This window comes from Pseudomonas sp. 13B_3.2_Bac1 (assembly GCF_025466205.1).
Taxonomy (GTDB): Bacteria; Pseudomonadota; Gammaproteobacteria; order Pseudomonadales; family Pseudomonadaceae; genus Aquipseudomonas; species Aquipseudomonas fluorescens_H.
Window position 1 is genome coordinate 1 of record NZ_JANLOG010000077.1, and the last position, 25,099, is coordinate 25,099.

25 protein-coding genes are annotated in these 25,099 nt (G+C 60.7%); all 25 read right to left on the reverse strand.

All coding sequences use genetic code 11. From position 1 onward, the window contains the following. Window positions 1-75: 75 nt before the first annotated feature. The 25 genes from NTD85_RS12385 to NTD85_RS12505 all read right to left on the reverse strand — a co-directional run bounded on the left by NTD85_RS12385 (window position 76) and on the right by NTD85_RS12505 (window position 25,086). Window positions 76-1,470, reverse strand: a complete 1,395-nt coding sequence (locus NTD85_RS12385) for a flagellar hook-length control protein FliK (RefSeq protein WP_262142285.1) — start codon at window positions 1,468-1,470, stop codon at window positions 76-78. Between the two features lie 106 nt (window positions 1,471-1,576). Next, window positions 1,577-1,924 carry an Hpt domain-containing protein gene (locus NTD85_RS12390; protein ID WP_103483928.1) on the reverse strand — a complete coding sequence of 116 codons (348 nt, stop codon included), beginning with the start codon at window positions 1,922-1,924 and terminating at the stop codon, window positions 1,577-1,579. 30 nt (window positions 1,925-1,954) lie between these two features. Then, window positions 1,955-3,658, reverse strand: a complete 1,704-nt coding sequence (locus tag NTD85_RS12395; protein WP_262142286.1) for a fused response regulator/phosphatase — start codon at window positions 3,656-3,658, stop codon at window positions 1,955-1,957. A gap of 5 nt (window positions 3,659-3,663) precedes the next feature. Beyond that, on the reverse strand, window positions 3,664-3,969 hold the full coding sequence (locus NTD85_RS12400) for an STAS domain-containing protein (RefSeq protein WP_003222880.1): 306 nt from the start codon (window positions 3,967-3,969) through the stop codon (window positions 3,664-3,666). A 189-nt stretch (window positions 3,970-4,158) separates the two neighbouring features. Then, window positions 4,159-4,608 carry a flagellar export protein FliJ gene (gene fliJ, locus NTD85_RS12405; RefSeq protein WP_003222878.1) on the reverse strand — a complete coding sequence of 150 codons (450 nt, stop codon included), beginning with the start codon at window positions 4,606-4,608 and terminating at the stop codon, window positions 4,159-4,161. Between the two features lie 6 nt (window positions 4,609-4,614). After that, window positions 4,615-5,973: a flagellar protein export ATPase FliI gene (gene fliI, locus NTD85_RS12410; protein WP_003222877.1), complete on the reverse strand. Its 1,359-nt coding sequence runs from the start codon at window positions 5,971-5,973 to the stop codon at window positions 4,615-4,617. Next, window positions 5,963-6,766 carry a flagellar assembly protein FliH gene (fliH, locus tag NTD85_RS12415; RefSeq protein WP_262142287.1) on the reverse strand — a complete coding sequence of 268 codons (804 nt, stop codon included), beginning with the start codon at window positions 6,764-6,766 and terminating at the stop codon, window positions 5,963-5,965. The genes fliI and fliH overlap by 11 nt, the downstream gene beginning before the upstream one ends. Window positions 6,767-6,770: 4 nt before the next feature. Further along, window positions 6,771-7,790: a flagellar motor switch protein FliG gene (gene fliG / locus NTD85_RS12420; RefSeq protein ID WP_003222873.1), complete on the reverse strand. Its 1,020-nt coding sequence runs from the start codon at window positions 7,788-7,790 to the stop codon at window positions 6,771-6,773. Beyond that, entirely contained in the window at window positions 7,783-9,570 is a 1,788-nt protein-coding gene (fliF, locus tag NTD85_RS12425; protein WP_003222871.1) for a flagellar basal-body MS-ring/collar protein FliF, read from the reverse strand. The genes fliG and fliF overlap by 8 nt, the downstream gene beginning before the upstream one ends. Window positions 9,571-9,585: 15 nt before the next feature. Then, window positions 9,586-9,915: a flagellar hook-basal body complex protein FliE gene (gene fliE, locus NTD85_RS12430; RefSeq protein ID WP_003222869.1), complete on the reverse strand. Its 330-nt coding sequence runs from the start codon at window positions 9,913-9,915 to the stop codon at window positions 9,586-9,588. A gap of 251 nt (window positions 9,916-10,166) precedes the next feature. Beyond that, window positions 10,167-11,558, reverse strand: a complete 1,392-nt coding sequence (locus NTD85_RS12435) for a sigma-54-dependent transcriptional regulator (RefSeq protein WP_262142288.1) — start codon at window positions 11,556-11,558, stop codon at window positions 10,167-10,169. Between the two features lie 5 nt (window positions 11,559-11,563). After that, entirely contained in the window at window positions 11,564-12,757 is a 1,194-nt protein-coding gene (locus tag NTD85_RS12440; RefSeq protein ID WP_262142317.1) for a sensor histidine kinase, read from the reverse strand. A 125-nt stretch (window positions 12,758-12,882) separates the two neighbouring features. After that, on the reverse strand, window positions 12,883-14,358 hold the full coding sequence (locus NTD85_RS12445; protein ID WP_003222863.1) for a sigma-54 dependent transcriptional regulator: 1,476 nt from the start codon (window positions 14,356-14,358) through the stop codon (window positions 12,883-12,885). 172 nt (window positions 14,359-14,530) lie between these two features. Continuing rightward, window positions 14,531-14,827 carry a hypothetical protein gene (locus NTD85_RS12450; RefSeq protein ID WP_003222861.1) on the reverse strand — a complete coding sequence of 99 codons (297 nt, stop codon included), beginning with the start codon at window positions 14,825-14,827 and terminating at the stop codon, window positions 14,531-14,533. A 10-nt stretch (window positions 14,828-14,837) separates the two neighbouring features. Further along, window positions 14,838-15,233: a flagellar export chaperone FliS gene (gene fliS, locus NTD85_RS12455; RefSeq protein WP_103483921.1), complete on the reverse strand. Its 396-nt coding sequence runs from the start codon at window positions 15,231-15,233 to the stop codon at window positions 14,838-14,840. Between the two features lie 129 nt (window positions 15,234-15,362). After that, on the reverse strand, window positions 15,363-16,814 hold the full coding sequence (gene fliD / locus NTD85_RS12460) for a flagellar filament capping protein FliD (protein WP_103483920.1): 1,452 nt from the start codon (window positions 16,812-16,814) through the stop codon (window positions 15,363-15,365). A gap of 82 nt (window positions 16,815-16,896) precedes the next feature. Further along, a complete protein-coding gene (locus tag NTD85_RS12465; protein WP_103483932.1) occupies window positions 16,897-17,256 on the reverse strand; it encodes a flagellar protein FlaG in 360 nt (119 codons plus the stop codon). A 73-nt stretch (window positions 17,257-17,329) separates the two neighbouring features. Then, window positions 17,330-18,190 (reverse strand): flagellin domain-containing protein, encoded by an 861-nt coding sequence (locus NTD85_RS12470; protein WP_103483919.1) that lies wholly within the window; start codon window positions 18,188-18,190, stop codon window positions 17,330-17,332. Between the two features lie 237 nt (window positions 18,191-18,427). Continuing rightward, entirely contained in the window at window positions 18,428-18,700 is a 273-nt protein-coding gene (locus tag NTD85_RS12475; protein ID WP_262142289.1) for a hypothetical protein, read from the reverse strand. Continuing rightward, window positions 18,697-19,986: a motility associated factor glycosyltransferase family protein gene (locus NTD85_RS12480; protein ID WP_262142290.1), complete on the reverse strand. Its 1,290-nt coding sequence runs from the start codon at window positions 19,984-19,986 to the stop codon at window positions 18,697-18,699. Before NTD85_RS12480 ends, NTD85_RS12475 begins: the two co-directional genes overlap by 4 nt. Before the next feature lie 86 nt (window positions 19,987-20,072). Continuing rightward, a complete protein-coding gene (locus tag NTD85_RS12485; protein WP_103521344.1) occupies window positions 20,073-20,999 on the reverse strand; it encodes a ketoacyl-ACP synthase III in 927 nt (308 codons plus the stop codon). Between the two features lie 227 nt (window positions 21,000-21,226). Then, the gene (gene pseI / locus NTD85_RS12490) at window positions 21,227-22,279 is read right to left on the reverse strand and encodes a pseudaminic acid synthase (RefSeq protein WP_262142291.1); all 1,053 of its coding nucleotides are present in this window, start codon (window positions 22,277-22,279) and stop codon (window positions 21,227-21,229) included. After that, the gene (gene pseG / locus NTD85_RS12495) at window positions 22,272-23,777 is read right to left on the reverse strand and encodes a UDP-2,4-diacetamido-2,4,6-trideoxy-beta-L-altropyranose hydrolase (protein WP_262142292.1); all 1,506 of its coding nucleotides are present in this window, start codon (window positions 23,775-23,777) and stop codon (window positions 22,272-22,274) included. Before pseG ends, pseI begins: the two co-directional genes overlap by 8 nt. Then, window positions 23,774-24,469: a pseudaminic acid cytidylyltransferase gene (gene pseF / locus NTD85_RS12500; RefSeq protein ID WP_262142293.1), complete on the reverse strand. Its 696-nt coding sequence runs from the start codon at window positions 24,467-24,469 to the stop codon at window positions 23,774-23,776. The genes pseG and pseF overlap by 4 nt, the downstream gene beginning before the upstream one ends. Beyond that, the gene (locus NTD85_RS12505; RefSeq protein WP_003222837.1) at window positions 24,466-25,086 is read right to left on the reverse strand and encodes a pseudaminic acid biosynthesis-associated methylase; all 621 of its coding nucleotides are present in this window, start codon (window positions 25,084-25,086) and stop codon (window positions 24,466-24,468) included. The genes pseF and NTD85_RS12505 overlap by 4 nt, the downstream gene beginning before the upstream one ends. Window positions 25,087-25,099: the final 13 nt, after the last annotated feature.

Consider the following 25,099-nt stretch of genomic DNA (forward strand, 5'->3'; position numbering starts at 1 on the left):
AAAGACATGGGGCGGGGCGCCCCCCCCCCCCCCCCCCCCCCCCCCCCCCGCTCCCACAGGGGATACAGCGTCGTGTCAGGCGTAGTAATCGACCGCGCTGGTGCCAATGACGCTGGTGGTTTGCGCAGCGGCTTCCGCCACTGCCGCCGGCGTCAGCTCTTCTTCCGCCGAATCCAGACGTCCGCCAGCGGCGCTGGTGCGGCCACTCTGGCCCTGCTGCGCCTGTTCCTGGCCCTGCTGACCCTGCCAGCCGCGGCTCTGATCGGAGACATTGACGTCGACCTGGCCCATGCCCTGCTGGGTGAACATGTCACGCAGGCGATGCATTTGACCGTCCAGCGCTTCACGCACGCTTGGATGCGCGCTCATGAACGTCACCTGGGTCTGCTGATCGGGAACCATGTTCACCCGGATATCCAGACGCCCCAGTTCCGCCGGCTGCAATTGAATATCCGCCGCCTTCAGATTGGCGCTCGACAGGTACATGACGCGATTGACGATTTCTTCGGTCCAGCCGCTCTGGTGCATGGCGATCGGCTGATTCACCGGTACGGCGTTCGCGGTTTTCGGTGTGGCTGCCTGAGTCAGCGCCGCCAGACGGTTGGCGAAATCATCGACACGGGTATCACTGGTGGCGCTTTTCAGATCTTTCAGGCCATCGTCGATCAAGCCACTGAAGGTTTTCTCCCCATTCTGACTGGTGCTGTCCTTGTCGGCCTGCACGTCGAGCATGCTGGCCATGCCGGCGGCGAAGTTCTGCGCCGAAGTCAATTCACCGTCGGCCTGAGTCTGGGCCGGCGTAGCTTTGGGCTGTGTCTGGCTGGATGCGGAAATGTGCCCGCCCTGCTCCATCGCCATGCGCACCGCCGGCAACGAGTCGAGCGGATCGGCCGCCGGGTCGAAAGCGCTGTCGGTCGACGCAGCAGGGTCTTTGATCACTGCCGGCGCGACGGTTGCGGCCACGACCGGTGTTTCGGCCTTGACCGGCTCCGGTGTTACAGCCACCGGTGCTGGCACCACAGGCGCCGCGACCAGCGGCTGCACGGTTTGCGCCAGCGCCGGATCCAGCGCCGGGTCAACCGGCGTGGTGTCAGCCACCGGAGTCTGCGCGTTGTCTGCGGCAGCATCGGCGGCGGCCTTGTCAGCGGCGGCCTGATCATCGGATGTCGTCGGTGCAGACTTGTCGGCAGGCAAGGCGTTGCCGCTATCGGCAACGGTCTGTTGCGTGGCGGCAGACTTATCCTTGCCGAGATCTTTCCTGTCGCTGTTGTCGGCAACCTTGTCGCGCGCCGGTTTCAACGAACTGTCAGAGCTCGGAAGAGTCTTTTTCGAGCCTTGATCGGCGAACACCTGAGCGAAGCTTGAGGCCTTGTCCCCGGTGTCTGCAGCCATTACCGGCGTTTTCGCGGCGGCGGCTTGCGCCTTGGCCTGAGCGGCAGATTGAAGAAGAACATTGGGGGTCGCAGGCATGACACGGTCTCCGCTGCACTGGGATCGTAGGTACAGTTGACGGGGATTATTGCAAGTGTCGGGCCAGTTTTGTCCGGCACTTGCGAAAAGCGCCGGACGGCGGGATTCAATGGGTCAGGGCGTGCTGGCGTTCGTCTTCGTAGACAGGTCGCACATCGGCGAATTCGCTGCTGATGTCCGCCACCAGATCGACGATTTCAGCCGGGCTTTTGTTTCTGGCGTCCGCCTCGAGTGCCTGACAAAGGGTCGCCAGCCGAACGGCCCCCATGTTGCTGGCGCTGCCCTTGAAACTATGGGCGACCTCGGCCAACACCCTGGCATCGGCGGTCTTCTGCAGTTGATGCAAGCGACTTTCAGAATCGGTCAGGAAGGTATCCAGCAAATCCGGATAGCTGTCTTCCATCACTTCGCGCAACGCATCGAGTACTTCGCGATCCACATGTTGGTCAGTCACTTGTTCACTCCTTGATCAAGAATCGGCGGATTATGCCTTAACCTCCCAGAAAAACTCTACGCAAGCACTGCGACCTTCGTCCGACCATCTGGCGTTATGCCCCAATTGCCGGATCAAACTGACTCCGCGCCCCGACAGACGGACACCGTCCAGCGGCCGCTCCATCACCCGCGCCACGTCAAAACCCTTGCCGCTGTCCTCGACGCGAATGACCAGACAGCCACCGGTACCTTGCGGCCGGACCTGCAGATGCACGCGCACGTAACCGTCCTGCAAGGCTTCGAGTCGCGCATTGCGCTGCTCATAGTAGCGCGCGAATCCTGCGGCATCGCGCTTGAGGCTGGAATCCAGACCCAGCACGCCATGCTCCAGCGCATTGGAGTACAACTCGGCGAGCACGCTGTAGATCGCCCCGCTCTGGGTGCGCAACCCGTGTACTTCCAGCAACAACTGCAGCAGATACGGCAAAGGATTGAAGCGCTTCAGTGTAGCGCCGCGAAACTCGAAGCTCACCGACCAGTCCAGCGGACACGACTGGCCGCTGTCGGAATACACCGGCGCCGGTGGCATGACCTGCGCCGCGTCGAGCAGACTGATCTCGACCATGCTCACGTCGTCACGGGGCTCGCCGCGAAACGCCAGCAACGCCTGCTCGATCTCGACAAACAGGTTGTCCGGCTCACGGTTGACAGCAAACAGCTGCTGCAAACGCTCGACACCGAACAACCGGTCATCGCCGTCAGTGGTGTCGATCACACCGTCCGACAGCAGGAACACCCGATCCCCCACCGCCATGGTTTGCACTTCTGTCCGATCGTCAAACGCTTGCGGGCTGAGCACGCCCAGCGGCAAGTGCCGCGCCGACAGCGGCACCCGCTCGCCGCTGGCAATCCGGTGCAGATAACCGTCGGGCATACCGCCGTTCCACACCTCCACCGTGCGCCGCTGAAAACTCAGGCAGAGCATGGTCGCGCAGCAGAACATGTCCACTGGCAGGATGCGCTTGAGCTTGGCGTTCATCTCGCGCAGGGTTTCGGCCAGGCCGTAGCCCTTGGCGGTCATGCCATAGAACACTTCTGCCAGAGGCATGGCTCCCACCGCCGCCGGCAGACCGTGACCGGTGAAATCACCGAGCAGCACATGCATGTCGCCGGCCGGGGTGTACGCCGCCAGCAGCAGGTCGCCGTTGAACAACGCGTAAGGTGATTGCAGATAGCGGATATTCGGCGCACTCAGGCAGCCCGAGTGGGCCACCTTGTCGAACACCGCTTTGGCCACGCGTTGTTCGTTGAGCAGGTAATCGTGATGTTTGGCGATCAGGTCGCGTTGCTGCAACACGGTGGCCTGCAAGCGGCGCAAGCGATCCATCGCCTTGATTTTGGCGGCGAGGATCACCTGGTTGTAGGGCTTCGCCAGAAAGTCGTCGCCCCCAGCCTCCAGACACCGGGCCAGGGCTTCACTTTCGGTCAGCGAGGTCAGGAAGATGATCGGCACCAGGGTTTCCCCCGCCAGCGCCTTGATCTGCTGCGCCGCTTCGAAGCCGTCCATCACCGGCATCATCGCGTCCATCAGCACCAGATGCGGTTGTTGTCGGCGAAAGACCTCAACCGCTTCAGCGCCATTGGCCGCCGTCAGCACTTCATGCCCCTGACGCCGGACGATGGTCGACAACAGTAACCGGTCAGCGGCGCTGTCTTCGGCGATCAGGATCGTCAGCGGCTCTTGCGCCTGCATGGCCGTCAACTGATGTCGAAGAGTTTGTCGAAATTGGAGATGGCGAGGATCTTGCGCACGTCGGAGTTGCTGTTGATCACGCGCACATCCGAGTCGTCGCCGCCGGCATGATCGCGCAGCAAGAGCAGCATGCCCAGCGCGGAGCTGTCGAGGTAGGTGGCTTCTTTCAGATCAACCACGATGGAGTCGGGTTTTTGGTTAAGCCGCTCATAGGACTCGCGAAACTCCTGATGGCGCCCAAAATCGAACCGCCCCTTGACCGAAATCGTCAGTTTTTGACCATCCGGAGAGACTTCTGTAACGACTGACATTGACTGGCTTCCTTGTCATTGACGAACGTGTACAAGGTTTAGCATCTGGTAGACCCAGGGGCAAGGTGCAACGCAGAACCAAATGTGGGAGCGGGCTCGCTCGCGAATGCAATCGGTCAGTTGACCGAGGTGGTGACTGACACGACGCCTTCGCGAGCAAGCCCGCTCCCACAGGGAGTTTGGGACAACTTAAAAAGGGTTCTGGCGCGGCAAACGCTGCGACAACTCGTCCAGCAGCTTCTGCTCACGCTTGTCTTCGAGGCGTTGCGCCTCTTCGCGATAGCGCTGCACCAGTTTGCGCAGGCCTTCGACCTTGGCAAACGCCTGCTGCCAGGCGTCCCGCGCCTTGATCAGGTTGTTCTGGTGCCAGACCAGGCTCTGGCGCTGCTGGTCGATGGCGGTGTCCAGTTGCGCGAGGAAGCCGTGATAACCCAGCAGCCATTGCCCGGACACCCCGTCGCTGCCGCGCACGATCCACTGTTCCTGATAATCCAGACGAAAGGCGTCGAGGTCGGCGAGTTTGCTTTCAGCCACTTTGACCTGGCCCTGAAAGTAACCCAGGCGCTGCACGGCGGTTTTCTCGGCCTGTTCGGCCATCTCCACCACCGGTGCCAGACGCGCAGCTCGGCTCACGGCCATGGCCGGTTACCCACCCGCCGCGGGCGCGAACAGGGTTTCGAGGTAAGCCTGGCTCTCGCCCATGTTGATCTTGTCGTTGAGCCCCTGACGCTGGTAGCGGGTCAGTTGCGGCTGCAGATTGATCGCCAGATCGGTCTCGCGGTCGCCACCGGCGACGTACGCGCCGACGCTGATCAGGTCGCGGCTCTGCTGATAGCGCGACCACAATTGCTTGAAGTACTGCGCACGCTGCATGTGCTCCGCCGAAACCACGGCCGGCATCACCCGGCTGATCGAGGCTTCGATGTCGATGGCCGGATAGTGCCCTTCCTCGGCCAGACGCCGGGACAACACGATGTGGCCGTCGAGCACGCCCCGCGCCGAGTCGGCAATCGGGTCCTGCTGGTCATCGCCTTCGGACAACACGGTGTAGAACGCGGTGATCGAACCCCCGCCCTTCTCCGCGTTACCGGCGCGCTCCACCAGTTTCGGCAGTTTGGCGAACACCGAGGGCGGATAACCCTTGGTCGCTGGCGGCTCGCCAATGGCCAAAGCGATTTCCCGCTGGGCCTGGGCGAAACGGGTCAACGAATCCATCAGCAACAGGACGTTCTTGCCCTTGTCGCGGAAATACTCGGCGATCCGCGTGCAATACATCGCCGCGCGCAGACGCATCAGCGGCGCATCGTCCGCCGGCGAGGCGACCACCACCGAACGCTTGAGGCCTTCTTCACCGAGAATGTGCTCGATGAATTCTTTAACTTCTCGACCCCGCTCACCGATCAGACCGACGACGATAATGTCGGCCTCGGTGAAGCGGGTCATCATGCCCAGCAGCACCGATTTACCGACACCGGTACCGGCGAACAGACCCAGACGCTGACCACGCCCGACAGTCAGCAAACCGTTGATGCAACGGATGCCGACGTCCAGCGGGACGTGGATCGGATCGCGGTTGAGCGGGTTGATGGTCGGGCCGTCCATCGGCACCCAGTCTTCAGCCTTCATCCCGCCCTTGCCGTCCAGCGCGCGTCCGGCGCCATCGAGTACGCGACCAAGCATGCTCATGCCCATCGGCAGACGACCGGTTTCCGCCAGTGGCACCACACGGGCGCCCGGGGCGATACCGGCGACGCTGCCGACCGGCATCAGAAAGACTTTGTTGCCGGAAAACCCCATGACCTCCGCTTCCACCTGGGACGGGTGATAGCTGTCGTCATTGATCACCAGGCAGCGCGTGCCCATGGCAGCGCGCAGGCCTTCGGCTTCGAGGGTGAGGCCGACCATACGCAACAGGCGGCCTTCGAGAATCGGCGCGCCGGCGATCTCAGTGGCTTCGGCATAAGTGCTGAGGCGCTTGGCGAAACTGGTGCGTTCAAGGCGCATCGGGGGTGTCCGCGAGCGGCTCTTCAGGCGCAGCCGCCGGTTGGTTTTCTTCAGGAATGTCCAGACTCAGATCCGGCGCAGCCGGGTGCAGGGCCTGTTCGTGTAACTGGTCGAACAGTTTGGCCATGACCTGGGTCACGCGGGTCTCGATGCTGGCGTCGATACGGCTGTGCTCGGTTTCAACCCGGCAACCGCCCGGCAGCAGCGAGTCGTCTTCGACGATACGCCAGGATTCCTCATGACGTTCGCGCAAGGCCTTGGCCTGCTCGAAGTCTTGCGGATTGACGTAAAGGCGCACGTTTTCCACGCCCAACGGCAACAGCTTGAGCGCGTCGCGCATGACCTGTTCGATCTGGCTGGAGTCGATGGCCAGCTCGCGCTTGATCACTTGTCTGGTGATGTGTTGGACGAGGTCGACCAGCGACTTTTCGATCTGTGTGTCCTGCTCGGCAATCGGCTCGAACAGGTGGGTCATCAGTTGCTCGAGGCTGGCGAGTTTCGCCGCCAGCGCCACTTCGGCTTCCTGACGCACTTTGAGCGTAGCGCTGTGAAAACCTTCCTTCTCGCCGATGCCAAAGCCCTCGTTGTAAGCCTCCTGACGGATGCTTTCGAGTTCTTCCAGGGTCAGTGGCTGGACTTCTTCCAGCGGCACCTCTTCCATTTCCGGCGGTTCGGGCTCCGGTTCCGGCTCGGGTTCCGGTTTCGGCGGATCGAAGCTGGGCATTTCCCAGGATTCGAAACCACGGACATCCCGGGCACGGATCAGATCCGTCACATCGTCATGCTTGTCCATGGGCTTAGATCATTTCCTCGCCGCCCTTGCCACCGAGCACGATTTCGCCGGCTTCGGCCATACGACGGGCAATGGTGAGGATTTCTTTCTGCGCGGTTTCCACGTCGCTGACGCGCACCGGGCCTTTGGCCTCGAGGTCGTCGCGCAACAGTTCGGCCGCACGTTTGGACATGTTCTTGAAGATCTTCTCTTTGACGCCTTCGTCCGAACCCTTGAGGGCCAGTACCAGCACGTCGGAAGAGACCTCGCGCAACAGCGCCTGAATGCCGCGGTCGTCCACGTCGGCCAGGTTGTTGAACACGAACATGAGGTCTTCGATCTGACCGGACAGGTCCTCGTCGACTTCGCGGATCGAGTCCATGAGCTGGCCTTCGATCGAGCTGTCGAGGAAGTTCATGATGTCCGCCGCACGCTTGATGCCACCCAGGGTGGTGCGCGAGGCATTCGAGTTGCCGGAGAACTGCTTCTCGAGAATCTGGTTCAGCTCTTTCAGCGCCGCCGGTTGCACGGTGTTCAACGACGAGACGCGCAGGATGATGTCCAGACGCACCTTGTGGTCGAAGTTGCCCAATACTTCACCGGCCTGATCCGGGTCGAGGTACGCGACGACGATGGCCTGGATCTGCGGGTGTTCGTAACGGATCACGTCGGCAACGGCGCGCGGCTCCATCCATTTCAGGCTGTCGAGGCCGCTGGTGTTGCCACCGAGCAGGATGCGGTCGATCAGGCCATTGGCCTTGTCTTCGCCCAACGCCTGGGTAAGCATTTTGCGCACGTAGTCGTCGGAGCCGACGCCGAGGCTGGTCTGGTCGCCGACGATGTCGACGAACTCGCTCATGACCTGCTCGACCTGCTCGCGATGGACGTTGCCCATCTGCGCCATGGCCACACCGACACGCTGAACCTCTTTGGGGCCCATGTGGCGCAGCACTTGCGCGGCATCGGTTGAACCCAGGGACAGCAGCAGAATCGCGGCTTTGTCAACCTTGTTCAGTTTGGCGGTTGCGGCTCGGTTATCACTCATCTGCGTTAATCCACTCTTTCACGACCTGAGCCACGCGACCCGGATCCTCGGCCACCAAGCTCTTGATTGCATTCAGTTGTGCGTCGTAACCCTCGCTCGGGCTAGGCAACAGAATGCTCTGCGGACCACCGAGGCTCACGCGGTCGTTGGCCAGGTCGCCGTCCAGGCCGCCCATGCCACCGAGTTCCACGTCGCTGCCCAGACCGGCCAGCTCCTTGCCTTTGCCGCCACCGGTGATGTTGTTCAACACCGGACGCAGCACACCAAACACCAGCACCAGGATGAACAACACACCCAGCACTTGTTTGACGATGTCCCAGAACCATGGCTGGGAGTAGAACGGAATATCGGCAACCACTTCGCCGCGCTCGGCGGAGAACGGCATGTTGATCACGCTGACGCTGTCGCCACGGCTGGCGTCGAAGCCGACCGCGTCCTGCACCAGACGGGTGAAACGCGCCAGTTCATCGGCGCTCCACGGCGCGCGGGTAGTTTCCCCGTTGGCCGGGTTGATCTTGACCTGATCGTCGACCACCACCGACACCGACAGACGGTTCAGGCGACCCTGCTGCTGTTTGGTGTGGCTGATGGAACGGTCGAGTTCGAAGTTCTTGGTGGATTGTTGACGCTTGTCCGCCGGGTACGGCGCGAGCATTGGCTGGCCGGTGGCCGGGTCCATGATCTGCTGACCGTTGGCATCAACCAGTGGCTGACCGGGTTGAATCATGCCGGTAGAGGCTTGCGCGCCACCGGTGGTCTGCGGTGCCGAGGCCGGCGCTGGCGGCTGGTTGCTCAGGGCACCCGGTACACCTTGCGGGCCATTGCTGGCGGTGCGTTGTTCGTTGACCGACTGCTCGCTGCGCAACGCCGGTTGATCCGGGTTGAACTGCTCGGCAGTCGATTCGACGGCGTTGAAATCGATGTCGGCCGAGACTTCAGCCTTGTAGCGGTCGTTGCCCAGCACCGGTTGCAGAATATTGTGCACGCGCTGGGTCAGCATGCTTTCCATGCGGCGGCTGTAATCGAACTGCTTGCCGGCCATGGTCATTTCGGAGTTTTCCGCCTGATCGGAAAGCAGATTGCCCTTCTGATCGACGACGGTGATCTGCGATTTGCTCAGTTCAGGCACGGAGGTCGCCACCAGGTTGATGATCGCCACCACCTGCCCCGGCTCCAGCGAACGTCCGGAGTACAGCTCGACCAGTACCGAAGCGCTTGGCTTGCGCTCATCACGCACGAACACCGAACTCTTCGGAATCGCCAGGTGCACACGGGCGCCCTTGACGTTGTTCAGGCTGGAAATGGTGCGTGCCAGTTCGCCTTCGAGGCCGCGACGGTAACGCGTCGCTTCCATGAACTGGCTGGTGCCCAGACCCTGTTCCTTGTCGAGGATTTCGAAACCGATGTTGCCGTCGCTGGGAGTGACACCAGCGGCCGCGAGTTTCATCCGCGCACGGGACAGGTCGTCCGCCTTGACCAGCAAGGCGCCGGAGTTCGGCTCGACGGTGTAAGGAATGTCGGCGGAGGCCAGGGTGTCCATGACCTGCTTGGCGTCCATGCCGGCAAGGCTGCCGTACAACGGACGGTAATCCGGCTGCTGCGACCACAGCACCACGGCAAAGCCAATCGCCACGCTCGCAGCCAGGCCGACCAACAGGCCCACCTGACGCAGCATGGTCATCTCGGAGAGGTTTTCCAGGAAGGACAGGCCGAACAGCGGCGGTTTGCCGTCTATCGGGGTGGCCTTGGCCGGAACGTTATCGGCGACTGCTTCTGCCATGACTCAATCTCGTCCTTAAACCGGCATCTGCATGATGTCTTGATAAGCCTGAACCAGCTTGTTGCGCACCTGGGTCAGAGCCTGGAACGACACGCTGGCTTTCTGCGAGGCGATCATCACGTCCGTCAGATCGACGCCGCTCTTGCCGATTTCAAATGCGTTGGCCAACTGAGTCGACGCCTGCTGGGTATCGCTGACTTTGTTGATGGCCTGACCGAGCATGTCGGAAAAGCTGCTGCCTGCCAGTTCCGGGACGGCGGCAGTCGATTTTGGCGTGGCCATGGCGTCCATTTTCATGGCCTTCATGTCCATCATCAACCGATTAAATTCAATACCTTGGCTCATGGTCTACTCTCTTGGGCGGCCCGCAATTTTTTGACACTCACTCGGCGGGTACACAGGTATTAGCAACAAGGGTGCCAGCTCGGCGGACTTACTCTATAAAAGCCCATCAAGGCACCGCGTCAGGTCCAGGCACCGCGAAACTACTGTGGGAGCGGGCTTGCTCGCGAAGAGGGAGAGTCAGTCGACATTTTCGCAACTGACCCTGCGCTTTCGCGAGCAAGCCCGCTCCCACAATTGACTTGCGACAATTTTCAGGTGGCGAACAGATAGCCTTCGACGTCCATCCCGGCATCCCGCATCTGCGCCAGTTTGTAGCGCAGGGTACGCGGGCTGATACCGAGCTTTTCCGCGGCTTCCTTGCGCCGGCCACGCTCGGTGCGCAGGGTGTCGATGATCATCTGGAACTCCCGGCGACGCAGGTCATCGCCCAGCGCACCGGCGGATTCGGCTTCGACTTCGATCTCGCGCACCAACGGTTGCACCGGCGCGACGGCCGGTGCCGCGCTGAACGTCACCGCTCCGGTCAGGCAGAAATCCTGCGGCTGGATCAAACCGCCCTGCTGCAGAATCAGCGCCCGTTGAATCGCGTTATCCAGTTCACGCACGTTGCCCGGCCACGGGTAGTGGGTCAGGCAAGCCTGGGCCTCTGGCGAAAGTTTCGCCGCCGCATGCTTCATTTTATTGACGTGTTTGTTCAGCAACCGCTCCGCCAGCGGCAAGATATCGGCAGTGCGCTCGCGAAGTGGACGCCACGCCAGGGGGAAAACCGACAAACGGTAAAAAAGGTCTTCACGGAAACGCCCCGCCGCCACTTCGCCGGCCAGATCACGGTTGGTGGTGGCGACCACGCGAATATCCAGGGTGATCGGTTTGCGCGCACCGACGCGCTCGACTTCGCGCTCCTGCAACACCCGCAGCAACTTGGCTTGCAGGCCCAAGGGCATTTCGGAAATCTCGTCGAGCAGAATGGTGCCGCCATCGGCCTGCTCGAACTTGCCGGCCTGCGCCGCGATGGCGCCAGTGAACGAACCCTTCTCGTGACCGAACAGTGTGGCCTCGAGCATGTTGTCGGGAATCGCCGCGCAGTTGATCGCGATGAACGGTTGGCTGGCGCGATGGGATTGCTGGTGGATGTAGCGCGCCAGCACTTCCTTGCCGGTACCGGACTCGCCGGAGATCAGCACCGTGGAATCACTGCGCGCCACCCGCGCGGCCAATTCGAGCAGCTGCGCACTGGCCGGCTCGACCGCCACCGGACCTTCACCGTCAGCAACGCTGACGCTACCCAAGGCATGTCGCGACACCAGGTCCAGCAGGGCCTTGGGTTCAAATGGCTTGACCAGATAATCCGCCGCGCCCTGACGCATCGCATCCACGGCGCGTTCGACCGCGCCATGCGCAGTCATCAGCAACACCGGCAATTGCGGCTGCCGGGCACGCAACAGTGCAAGCAGTTGATGGCCGTCCATGCCAGGCATGTTGACGTCGCTGACCACCAGACTGAACGCCTCGCGCTCGACCGCCTGCAACGCCTCTTCGGCACTGCCGACCGCCTGGTAGTCGTGACCCGCCAGCAGCAGCGTATCGGCCAGCGCTTCGCGCAACGAGCGGTCATCCTCGACCAGCAAAACCTTGATGCCCATGACGTTTACTCAGCTCCGAGTACAGCGGAAAACAGCGGCAGGATCACCTGCGCGCACGTGCCGCGCCCGACTCGCGAACGCAGCTGCAATTCTCCCTGATGTGCCCGCGCCACAGCCTTGACCACGGTCAGGCCAAGCCCGGTACCGGTCACTTTGGTGGTGAAAAATGGCTCACCGAGACGCTCCAGCACCGCCGGATCAATGCCGCTGCCGCTGTCGCTGACACACAGGCGCAGGCTGTTGTCGCGGCTGTAGCAATGCACTTTCAGACGCACGTTGCCATCGCTGGCCTGAATCGCGTTTTCGATCAAATTGAGAATCGCCCCGACCAGCGTGTCGCGGTTGCACAGCAATTCGCCGGCATGGCTGTCGCACTGCCAGCGAATGGGCAAATCCTGCACATGGGTCAGCGCCGCCGCTTGCAGCGACTGCATCAAGGCATTCGGGGTGATCCGGTCGGTCAGCGGCAGCTCGCCACGGGCGAACACCAGCATGTCGCGCACCTGATGTTCCAGCTCATGCAGGCGCTCTTTGAGGCGGCCAGCGAAACGCTGCTGGGTGGCGACGGGCAATTCCTGCTCAGTCAAATGACTGGCGTAGAGCAACGCGGCGGACAGCGGCGTGCGGATCTGATGAGCCAGCGAGGCGACCATCCGACCCAGCGACGACAGGCGCTCGTGACGCGCCAGTTGATCCTGCAGATGACGGGTTTCTGTCAGGTCGTTGAGCAACACCAACTGCCCCGGCTCGGCATCCAGCGAGCGCGTGGCAATCGACAGGCGCCGCCCGTTTTTCAGAGAGATTTCATGACCGTCGTCTTCACGCGGGGCAAAGCATCGGGCGATGACGTGACGCCACAATTCGCCTTCCAGTGGCAGCCCGAGCAAGTCGATCGCCGCCGGATTGGCTTCGCGAACCATGCCGTGGCCGTCAATCACGATGACGCCACCTGGCAACAGATCGAGGAGGTTTTGCAGACGGTTGGCCAGGCGTTCTTTTTCTGCCAGCTCCTGCATGCGCTGGGCGCTGACCACGGCCAGTTCACCCTTGAGCTCGGTGACCCGGGCTTCAAGCATGCTGTAGGAATCGGTCAACTGGCTGGACATCTGATTGAACAGCGCGAACGCCTGCTCAAGACCCAGGCGGCTCGTCTGCTCTAAGGACGACGGTTGCCCCTCGGCATTGGAGGCAGAAGACATCTGGGCTTGGGGCATTGTGTTCTCTCGCTTGGCTGACCGTCAGTTAAACGGAACGTTGCGAGGGATGTAGCAATACCCGTGCCTAAAAAAAACTGCTTATAAATGAAGGCATTGAAAAACACGCGTCAATCATCCGCCTGTTCGTCACCTTCGCGCCGGCTCATGCCGTACTTGCGCATCTTCTCCACCAGCGTGGTACGACGAATGCGCAGGCGTTCGGCAGCGCGCGCCACGATGCCATTGGCGTCGTCCAGCGCCTGCTGGATCAGGCCCTGCTCCAGACCACCGAGGTAGTCCTTGAGGTCCAGACCTTCCGGCGGCAGCATCGCGTTAGCGGTGAAGTCCGGGGTGTGACCGTTGATGGCCACGCGCTCTTCGAGATCGCTGCGCAGGCTGTCGACCATCTGCTCGTCTTCGTCGTCGACGTAGCGGAATTTCTTCGGCAACTCGACCACGCCGATCACCCCGTACGGATGCATGATCGCCATGCGCTCGACCAGGTTCGCCAGCTCACGGACGTTGCCCGGCCAGCCGTGACGGCACAGCGACATGATCGCTGCCGAGTTGAAACGGATCGAGCCGCGCTTTTCGTGTTCCATGCGCGAGATCAGTTCATTCATCAGCAGCGGAATGTCTTCGACGCGCTCACGCAGGGGCGCCATCTCGATCGGGAACACGTTCAGGCGATAGTAGAGGTCTTCGCGGAAGGTGCCGATCTCGATCATGCTTTCGAGATTCTTGTGGGTCGCGGCAATGATGCGCACGTCGACACTCTGGGTCTTGTTGCTGCCCACGCGCTCGAAGGTGCGCTCCTGCAGGACGCGCAGCAGCTTGACCTGCATCGGCAGCGGCATGTCGCCGATTTCGTCAAGGAACAGCGTACCGCCATTGGCCAGTTCGAAACGCCCGGCACGGCTGGTGATCGCACCGGTGAAGGCGCCCTTCTCGTGGCCGAACAGTTCGCTTTCCAGCAGCTCTGCCGGGATCGCCCCGCAGTTGACTGGCACGAATGGCGCGTCGCGACGCTTGGAGTGGTAATGCAGATTGCGCGCAACCACTTCCTTGCCGGTGCCGGACTCGCCGAGGATCAGCACGCTGGCGTCGGTGTCGGCCACTTGCTGCATCATCTGCCGGACGTGCTGGATCGCCCGGCTGGTGCCGACGAGGCTGCGGAACAGATTGGGTTCGCGATGACGGCCGCGTTCGCGGGCCTGATCGTACATCTCGCGATAGACCTGGGCACGGTGCAGGGAGTCGAGCAATTTGCTGTAGCTGGGCGGCATTTCCAGGGTCGAAAGCACCCGGCGGCGCTGGTCTTCCGGCAGGTCGACGGAAGAATTATCGCCCATCAGCAAAACCGGAAGGAACTCATCCCATGTCGAGAGTGTCTTTAACAAGCCCAAAAGTGCACCCGGAGCATTGACCGTCCCGATCAGTACACAGATGACTTCACGACTTGATGACAAAGAGCCGACGGCCTGCTGCCAGTCATGGCTGCCGCAGGGTAAATTTTCTTCGCCGAGAAAATTTAAAATCACCGCCAGGTCGCGGCGGCGGACGCTATCGTCATCGATCAGCAGAATTTTGGTTTCACGCCACATGCAATAGCAACTTCCCTAGTCAACTCAATGCCCGAAAAATGGGGCAAGCGAGACGCTTGCAGGACACCTTGTGCCTGTAGACGCCTGAAATCTGAAAACAGCCACTAGTTAAGTCAAAAAACCGTGCACAGTCAAATTTATGGCGCACATGTCTGGATTAACTGGAGGTTAATTAACCAAACAGATGGTAAACCTTTGCCGCCTTCTGCGCTTGGGTGATCTGCGACATCTCGTTGGCTATCGCCTGCCGCTCACCCATCGCCGCCTCCAGAAGCTCCTTGTAGACGTGGAGCAGCTCCTCAAGGTTATTGCGCAAGGCCTCCTCATCCAGCGAGGCCTCGGCCATGACGTCTTCCATGCAGGAACGGCAAGCCAGATCCAGCTCGCCAATGGCCTCCCAGTTACGTTCGGCCAGCGCGCTGACCAACGCTTCACGGGTATCTGCGATTCGCTGCAATACAAGACTCATGGTGCTCTCCTTAAAACTGGGGGCCTGGCGGAGCGATGCCGTCCCAGCCTTCCTTTACGGTGCGCAGCAGGCCGGCGACCTCATCAAGAATTCGCGGGTCGCTGTCAATATTGGCCTGCGCCAGCCGCTTCATCATGTAGATGTAGAGCTGATTGAGATCAGCGACCGAATCGGCGCTGTTTTCCAGATCCAGACCCTCGCACAAACCGCCAATGATACCGATGGCCTTGCTGATAGCCGTACCCTTGGCAGGGATGTCTTTGCGCTCGATGGCACCCTTGGCCTGAGCGATGCGCTCCAGACCACCTTCCATCAACATTTGCACCAAGCGGTGCGGGCTCGCTTCGGATGTCTGGGCGTGTGCACCGACTTTTTGATATTGCCGAAGGGCTAACATTGGGTTCATGTTCTACCTCATTGCCACAATGACTCGTATAACCAGTGTATCGCCAACGAATCACAGAACTTTAGATCAAAAGACAAAAACCCGGCGCACGCCGATGAAGCGTAGCCGGGTTTTTGTCGTTCTTACGGGTTACTTCGCGGATTGCTGAGCGTTCAGCGAGCTGAAGAACGACGTGATGTTACTTGCCGTCGCCTTCATTTGCCCGACCAACAGGTCCATGGCGTTGTATTTGGCGGTCAGCGTCGCCGTCAGGCTCGTCACGTGCAAGTCCAACGCTGTCTGCTGCTTTTTCAGATTCGCCGCAGCGTTGGTCAAACTGGTGCTGCGCTGATCGAGCAGCCCGGTACCCGACTTGATGTACGGATCAACCGCACTGCTCATGCGCGCCAACAGACCATTGGTGGCATTGGTGCCGGAGAACATCTGCTGAACCTGACCAGACATGCCCGGAATACTCATACGATCGTTGAACACCTTGGTATCGAGGGTCAACTCACCGGTTTCCTTGTCGGTCAGCACACCCATCTGCGCCAGGACGGCCAACTGTCCGGTACCTGCCGAGCTCTGGGTCAGCTGCGAACGGATATCCGCCATCAGCGAACGCGGCAGCGAGTCACCGGTAAACGCAGCAGAAACAGTCAGGTTGCCATCAGCGTCCGCGGTCGCATTGGACAGGGTATCGATGGTTCGCTTGAGCGTGTTGTAGGAATCCATGAACGTCTGCAGCGACGTCTGGATGCCTGCGGTGTTGGTTGCGACGGTCACGGTTGCGGGCGTCGGAGTCCCACTGGCGTCTTTAGGGCTTACGGCAGCGAGGCTCAACGTCATTCCGCTGATTGCACCTGTTACCGTGTTGCTCTTGCTGGTAACGGTCAGACCGTCGATGGTGAGCGATGCGTCCTGAGCCAAGTCGCCAACGGCGCCCGAGGCACCTGCCGCAGGACTGGTCCCCATTTTCTGAGTACCGTCGATCTCGAGACCCGCGATGCCACTCACCTGCAAGTCCATGCCTGCGCCGGTCTTGCTCGAGTTGATCACCAAACGCGAAGCGCCGCTGGCGTCGGTCACGATGTTGGCGGAGATACCATTGCTCGCCTGCGCGGTGTTGATCGCATCCCGAGTGCTCTGCAAGGTGGCATTGGCCGGAATCGCAACATTGTAATCAATGCCATTCTGACTGATTTTCAGAGTACCACTCGGAATGGCACTGGTGGCGCCGCCAGCAAAAGCAGCACTGGCTACTTTCGAGCCGGTTGCCAGTTTGTTCACGATAACGCTATAGCTGCCAGGTACTGCAGTACTGTCGGACGTTGCACCGAGTACCGTCGGCGTATCCGAAGTCGCGGTATAACCGGCAAACGCAGGACTGGTCGCCTTGCCCAGATCAGTCATCGACTTCTGGAATGCCGCCAGCGCACTTTTCAGCGAGCCGACACCGGAAATCTTCAGCGAGTTGGTTTTTGTCTGAGTATCGATCTGCGTCTGCTTGGCAGACTTGTCGGCGTTGACCAGCGCGGTCACGATCGCGCCGATGTCCAGGCCGGAACCCAGTCCGGAACCCGGTAGAATTGGACTTGCCATGTGCATCTCCCTTCAGATTGTTGCCATTCTTTTGACCGTTAACAGCGTCCTGAGAACGTACAAACATTATTCATGCCAGCTATCAGACTTTGGCGTCGAACAACACGTGACTCGCGTTGGCGAGGCTGTCTGCCAGCTTCAGGGCTTCTGCGGAGGGAATCTGTCGAACGACTTCACCCGTCTCGCTTGCGATCACCTTGACGATGACCTTTCCGGAGTGTTCGTCGATAGAGAACTCCAGATTGCGCTTGATCGACTGTACAAACTTTTCGATCTCCTGCACCGCCAGTTTCAACTTGGCATCATCCGAATCCTGACTCTTTTTATCAGCGACCGGAGCATCCACCTTGGCAACGACTGGCGCCTCTGACGGTTTGTCAGCAACCGGTGCTGCTGGCTTGGGAGCCGGATAAGACACGTTAAGCTTTACGCTCATGTCCATGCTCATCACCCTCTAACGTAAAAAGGCGAGAGAGCGCGACCAGCGCACTCCCCCGCCCGAACTCAATCCGAAATTACTGAAGCAGCTTCAGTACAGCGGATGGCAGTTGGTTGGCTTGAGCCAGAACAGAGGTCGAAGCCTGCTGCAGAGTTTGCTGCTTGGTCAGGTTAGCAGTTTCTGCGGCGAAGTCGGTATCTTGTACACGACCCTGTGCAGCAGTGGTGTTTTCCACGATGTTCTGCAGGTTGGAGATGGTGCTGGTCAGACGGTTTTGCGAAGCACCCAGGCTGGCGCGCTGTGCACCGATGGCAGCGATAGCGGCGTCGATTGCAGTGATCGCGTTGTCGATGTTCTGCGAAGCAGAACCAGCACCAGTACCGGTAGCACCGGTCAGAACTACAGTACCGCTACCTACGGACAGGCTGACGGCGTCGAACTTGGAGCTCAGTACCAGGTCGATGTGGTTAGCCGAACCAGTGTTTGCGCCAACTTGCAGGGTTACAGTACCAGCCGAACCGTCCAGCAGGTTTTTGCCGTTCAGGTTGGTCGAAGCCGAGATACGGGTGATCTCGTCGGACATCTGAGCGAATTCAGCGTTGGTTGCGGTCTGGTCAGCAGTGCCGTTGGTGCCGTTACGTGCTTTAACAGCCAGTTCACGCATACGTTGCAGGATGTCGGTGGTCGCTTGCAGGCCGCCTTCAGCTGCCTGAGCAACGGAGATACCGTCGTTGGCGTTCTGGATAGCCTGGTTGCCACCACGGATTTGCGAAGCCATACGGTTGGAGATCTGCAGGCCAGCGGCGTCGTCTTTAGCGCTGTTGATTTTCAGGCCGGAAGACAGGCGCTGCATCGAAGTCGACAGGGCGTTGGAAGCGTTGTTCAGGTTTTTCTGAACGTTCAGCGACGTGGTGTTGGTGTTTACTGTTAAAGCCATGACGAATTCCTCGTTGGTTGGGTACTGCGGCTTCCGGCCCTGGCAACCGCCTGGTGTGGCCTAGAGAACCTTCGTAATAGTTATCGTCGGGTTGGCAGGTTGCTTGAGGGCTTTTTGAAAAAAATTTGCCATCACCCTGCCACCCCCGAGAAAACAAGGGCTTAGCGCCCTCCCACCTGCGAAAAAATGACGCCATAAAACCGACCCGCGCGTAAAGCCGCGGGCCAGTGCGCTCGGTCAGTGTGCCGATCGTGCTTTTTGCAACAGTTCGATCAACTCATACTCCATCCAGTCCGCCAGCCCCAACCAGTCCTGACGTTCCTGACAAGCGAGCATGTGCGTGAGTACAAAGGACCAGTCCTGCTGAATCGGTGCAGACGCAGCGATCAGCAACTGCTGCGCGCCCTCGAACACATCGACCATATCCAGCGCCGCCTCGACATCACGTCCCAGGCGAAACAGCCCGGCGCACTGACGGCATTCGTCGACGCACTGCTCAAGCGTCGTCATTGCACAAACTCCTGATTGAACTGCGTCCCGGCGATCAATGCGCCCGCCCGACTGCTGTTGAAAAACTGTACCTGCGGATGCGCGGCGATATAACGCTCCAGCACGCAAAGATAGCCGCGAAAATTCAGCTGGGTGCTGACCCGCTGGCCATGGCCGTCCTGCACCCAGTGCCGCGCCTGATCAACACCGGGACCCAGATCGCCATCGTTCCAGCCGGCATGAGTCTTGTTCATCGGGAAGGCGAAGTCGGCGCCAAACAGGGTAATTCGCGATGCACCCATCTTCACCGCCAGGTCCACCGCCGGATGAATCACGCTGCCACCGACATGCAGTTGTCCACGCGGGTATTGCTCACGCAACGCGGCGTACACCGGGCTGGCCGAGTAACCGCCATAGCGCTTGCCCTTCCAGGCGGTCAGCAGCGCAGGATCGCTCATGGGCAGATACACCAGCGGGATGCCAGCGGAATCCTCGAATGGCAAATGCCGGAAGCTGATGCGCTGATCGATGGTGACCACCAGATCCGGGACGATGCCGTGCTCGCGCAGCGGCCGGTAAGCGGTATCGACGCACATCAACAATGGACGTTCGGCCTGCGCGTGCACCGCCGCCAGACGCTGGAAATGCCCTTCCAGGGTCGGCCCGGTGCCGATCACATAGATTTCCCGGCCATTGGCGCTGCCGAACAACTGCGCCACATCGTCATCGCCCAGCAACACCGGCAGGCAGTCCCGCAAACGCTGTTGAATGAACGGCAAGTTTGGATCGAACTCGCGATTGTTGAAGCTCAGGTGCACTTCGCTGACCAGCCGATCGCGGATCTTCGCGTTGAAGTCATCAGCCAGCAGCATCTCCGCCGGCAGGGCGAAAAAAGGTGTGCAGATGTCTGACAGATCACCGGCATAGAACAGCTGCACGCGCGGGTCTTCCAGCCATTGGCGCTGATCTAGCAGTTGCAGCACCAGCGCGAACAGGGCGCCGTTAAGCACATGCACGTACAACCGCTCAAGCCCGGCACGCTCCAGCAACACGACCGGCAAGTCTCCAAGACCGGTGCCGTAAACGTGCAACTGAGGTTTTTCCGGCAGACTGGCCGCCTGAACGCGCGCCTCGTGGATCCGGTCGTGACGACTGGTGAGTTGAATCCCGTTAACGCTCAGTGTCGAACCCAGGCCCTGCACCAGTTCGGCGTCGATGACCGCACTGTCTTCAGCCACCAATCGTGCGAACAGTGCCGGCCAGCGCTGCTGGATAACCTCGGCGTTGGCTTGGAAAAACTCGCTCATGCCGGCTCGCGCTCCCTTCAGGCAAAAAAATAGCGTTCAAGGGTAACCCTGAACGCTATTTTTGTATCCGCCGTTTTTGACCGGACTCAAGGACGATAGATGATCGCCGAGCCCCACGACAGACCCACACCGAAACCACTGATCGCAATGCGCTTCCAGTCGGAATCGAGCACGTGTTTTTCCAGCAGCAGCGGCACGCTCGACGACACGGTGTTACCGGTCTCGACCATGTCTTTGATGAACTTCTCCGGCTCACCTTCAAAACGTCGCGCCACCGCATCGACAATCGCCGCACTGCCCTGGTGAATGCAGAAGGCGTCGATGTCGTCAGCCTTGAGACCGGAGTCGTCGAGCAATTCGTGCAAGTGCGCCGGGACTTTGAGCAGCGCGAAGTTGAACACCTGACGCCCGTTCATGAAGAACACGCCATCGGTGACTTTCAGGTGCGGTGCGCCGGAACCGTCGGTGCCGAACTTGGCCTTGCCCAGCGCCCAGGAAGGGTCTTCGCCCATCCAGGTAGCAGTGGCGGCATCGCCGAAGAGCATGGTGGTGTTGCGGTCTTCCGGGTCGACGATTTTCGAATACGGGTCAGCGGTGATCAGCAGGCCGTTCTTCAGACCGGCGGCTTCCATGAAGCCCTTGATCGCGTAGATGCCGTAGACGTAGCCGGAGCAGCCCAGGGAAATATCGAACGCCGCAACATTGGTCGGCAGACCGAGTTTGTCCTGGACGATGGCAGCGGTGTGCGGCAGGCCTTCTTCGTCACCGTTCTGAGTGACGACGATCAGCGCGTCGATCGATTCACGTTTCAGTTCAGGGTTGCTGGCAAACAGCGCATTGGCCGCTTCCACGCACAGATCGGAGGTTTCCTGTTCAGCGTCTTTGCGCGGCAGGAAGGCCGAACCGATTTTGCCGAGGATGAATTCTTCATCCTTCTCGAATTTTGCACCTTGTGCGTAATTGTCCACGCCGGCTACAGGAACGTAGCTCGCAATGCTTTTTATGCCAATCATTACGGCTTCCCAATAAAAAACAGCCCAAAACCACCGCTCGCAAGGATTCGAGGGGCGCCGACAAACAGAAAACGGCCGCCACAAAGGGCAGCCACGGGGAGCGCAAAGGGCTATCACTGGAACCGATACACGGCCAGGCGCCCATCTCCCCGGTCAATACAATACAGTGAAGATGCGCGTTATGACTCGCAGGTCACGCTATTTTGCCGAATCGGTTGCAGATCGGGTTATTCGACCAACGACCAGTCCAGCGGCGTGCCGCGTTTGATCGCCAGGCGAGCGCAGCGACCGAGGACGGCTTCGGTGTGCTTGGGCGGCAGACCGAGACCAGGGCGAATGGCGCGCAGATTGGCGGCGGTGAAGCGCTCACCGGCGGCCATGTCGACGGTGACGTACAGCGAACGGCGATAAACCAGCGACTTGCGCTCGGCTTCGGTGACGCCGTAATGCACCTGGCCCATGGCCTGCCAGGCGCGTTCGGTTTCGACCACCAGACTGGCCAGCTCCGCAGGTTCCAGCGAGAAACTCGCGTCGACCCCACCTGCCGAACGGTCGAGGGTAAAGTGCTTTTCCACCACCGTCGCCCCGAGCGCCACAGCGGCCACGGACACGCCAACGCCCATGGAGTGATCGGAAAGACCCACCTCGCAACCGAACAGCTCACGCAGGTGCGGAATCGTGCGCAGATTGCTGTTGAGCGGCGTTGCCGGGTAAGTGCTGGTGCATTTGAGCAGTACCAGATCCTTGCACCCGGCCTCGCGGGCGGCACGCACGGTTTCGTCGAGTTCGGCGATGCTGGCCATGCCGGTGGAGATGATCAGCGGTTTGCCGGTCGCCGCCACGCGACGAATCAACGGCAGATCGGTGTTTTCGAAACTGGCGATCTTGTACGCCGGCACGTCGAGGCTTTCGAGAAAGTCCACCGCCGTGTCATCGAACGGCGTCGAGAACGCGAGCATGCCCAGCTCTTTGGCCCGGGCGAAAATCGGTGCGTGCCACTCCCACGGGGTATGGGCCTTCTCGTACAGGTCGTACAGCGAAGTGCCGGCCCACAGGCTGTTCGGATCCTTGATGAAAAACTCGCCCTCGGTCAGATCCAGAGTCATGGTCTGCGCGGTGTACGTCTGCAACTTCAAGGCATGCGCGCCGGCCTTGGCGGCGGCCTCGACGATCTGCAGGGCCACCTCCAGCGACTGGTTATGGTTACCGCTCATCTCGGCAATGATGAACGGCGGCGCATCGGCACCGATCAGACGCTCGCCAATCTTGAAACTACTCATCGCGGTGATCCTTCAAAACCTGGGTGAACGCGCAGGCACTCTGGGTGAATCCGGCGTCACGAAATACATTCAAAGAGGAACGATTGTCCGGCAGCACCTGCGCGGTAATCGCGCTCAACTGCGGCCAGTGCGCGCGAACGAACGCCTCACCTCGCGCCAGCAGCGCCCTGCCCCAGCCCAGACCGAAACGCCCGTCCAGCAGATACAGCGACACTTCGGCCTCAAAGCCGCGCAGGTCATAGCGCAAGACGCCAATCGGCCCGTCATCGGCCTCGGCAATCAACAGCAGACGCTGCGGGTTGCGCAGACTCGCATTGAGCCAGTTCAGGTGCTGCGGCCATTCAATTGCAGCCGTGTCCAGTGACCAGCGCCGCACAGCCTCGGCATTGCGCCCGTCGAACAGCAACTGCGCATCATCGAGGGTCGCCGGGCGCAGCGTGAGCACTGCACCGGCCAGCGCTGCCGCCACCCGCAACGCACCGCGCCCATCGACCAGTTGCCGCGAACGCTCGGCCAGGCTCTGGCGCAGATAGACATTGTCGACGACAAAACCGATGGCGTCGCGCAACTGCTCGACACTCACCTGCTCGCGGGCGCCCATGAACACATGCGCCCCCGCCGCCGCCATCACTTCGCCGTTGGCCTGCTGATTATTCGATACCGCGATGCAGATCGTCGGCAGACCCAGCGCCGCGCGTTCCCAACTGGTGCCGCCGCCAGCGCCGATAAACAGATCGGCTTCGGTCATGCGTTGTTGGAAATCGCTGACGAAACTGTGCAGGCGCCAGTGCGACCGTGTTGCGGCGAGTGCCTGCATTTGTGTCCATGCCGGATTGTCTGCGCCAGCGACGAAATCCACTTCCAGTTCGGTGAAATCCTTCAGGGCCAACATCGCGTGATGGGTCTGCATCGCCGCGTCGAAACCACCGAAATTCACCAGCACACGGCGGGCCTTGGGTTTGATCTCGATGGCCGGGCAGACGAATTCTTCGCGCAGCATGGCGTAGCGCGGGCCGAGCAAGGTGCGACAGCCGGTGGGCAGCAGTGGCGCGTAGTCGGCGCTCAGGCCGGACAGGTTTTGATTGAGCAACAGATCAACGCTGTAATGCCGCGTGGCGAGGTCATCCACTGCAGCAATTCGTGGCGACCACTGACGGGCCGCGGTTTGCCAGTGATGATCGAGGCCGTAGTGGTCGGCGATGATCCAGTCGAATACGGCGTGACCTGCCAGCAAGGCGTCCAGAGCATCGATATCAGCCTGCCACGGCAGCATCGACTCGATGGCCTGCTGCGGATCTTCACCGGGATAGCTGTCGGGCAGCGCGAACGTCTCGAACCCCTCGGCCTGCAGTGCATCCAGTCGATGCCCCGGCAATTGCCGACAGGCAAACGCGACATGACTGCCCTGCCCGCGCAACACCCTGGCGAGGGTCAGGCAGCGGGCAATGTGGCCACTGCCGATGGTCGGCGAAGCGTCGGCGCGGATCAGCACTCTCATTGCAGTTCTCCACCGGCCTTGAGTGCGGCGTAGAGGTATTCGGCGCGCTTCCAGTCTTCCAGCGTGTCGATGTCCTGCACCAGATGCCGCGGCAGAATCACCGGCAGGCTGGCGCTTGAATACAACACCTCGCCGCGCAACCACGCATCGCTACGGCCCCAGTAAAACTGGCCGGCGTCCTGAAAAGCTTCAGGCAGATCCTGCGAGCGAGTATTGCGAAATTCCGGGTACAACGCGGTCAATGCGCCCTGCCCGTCCAGCGTCAGCGCCCGCTGTACGGGGAAACCAAAGCTGCACACGGAGAACGCAAACGACTTCTGCGGATGCTGCTGCAGCAACTCCAACCCCTGACGCAGAAAACGCGCCTGTAACAACGGCGCCGTGGCGTACACGCAGCAGGCGTAATCGAACGCGGGCAGTTGTTGCAAGGCATGCACGATCACCGCAGCAGTGCCGGTGAAATCATCCGCCAGTTCAGCCGGGCGCAGGAACGGCACTTGCGCACCATGGGCCAGCGCCAGCTCGGCAATGTCGGCGTCATCGGTGCTGACCACGACCTGTTCGAACAGGCCACTGTCGAGCGCCGTACGGATCGAGCGGACAATCATCGGCACGCCGTCGAACGGCAGCAGATTCTTGCGCGGGATGCGCTTGCTGTCGCCACGGGCCGGGATGATTGCGACGCTGTTCAAGGACGTTTTTCCAGCAGAAACCAGGTGATGTCGTCCACCGGGAATTGCGGGTCACGGTGATAACCAAAGCCGTAATCGAGCAAGTGCAGATCGGCATAACGATCAAGCATTTCCCCAGCGAAATCGCGCTTGAACAGCTTGCCGCTGTTGCCGCGATAGGACACTTCCACAGGCGCCGGGTTGTAGTACTCGGCGATCAGGATGTAGCGCTGGCTCAGCTCATAGAGCTGCGCATAGGCAGTCGGCAGCAGCTCCGGCGCCAGATGGATCAGCACGCCTTTGCTCAGGGTCAGGTCGTAGCTGCGCTCGCGGGGAAAATCGAACAGCGAGCCGTGCCAGATCTGCGCGATGCCCAGTGCCCGCGCCTGAGCACAGGCGCTTTCATTGATCTCGACCCCGAACAACTCACTTTGCGGCAGCAACTGATGCAGCGCCTGCAGGTTGTTGCCGGCATTGGTGCCCAGCTCAACCACACTGTCAATGCGCCCGGCGCGGCTCAGGGCCTTGGCGAACAGCGCCAGATTGGCCGCCACCAGCGGTTGTCCGACGTTGCGATCGACATACTGGTTGCCAAAGTCGCCCTGCCAGAATTTTTCCTGCTCACTCAGATCACGCATTGCACAGTCTCAT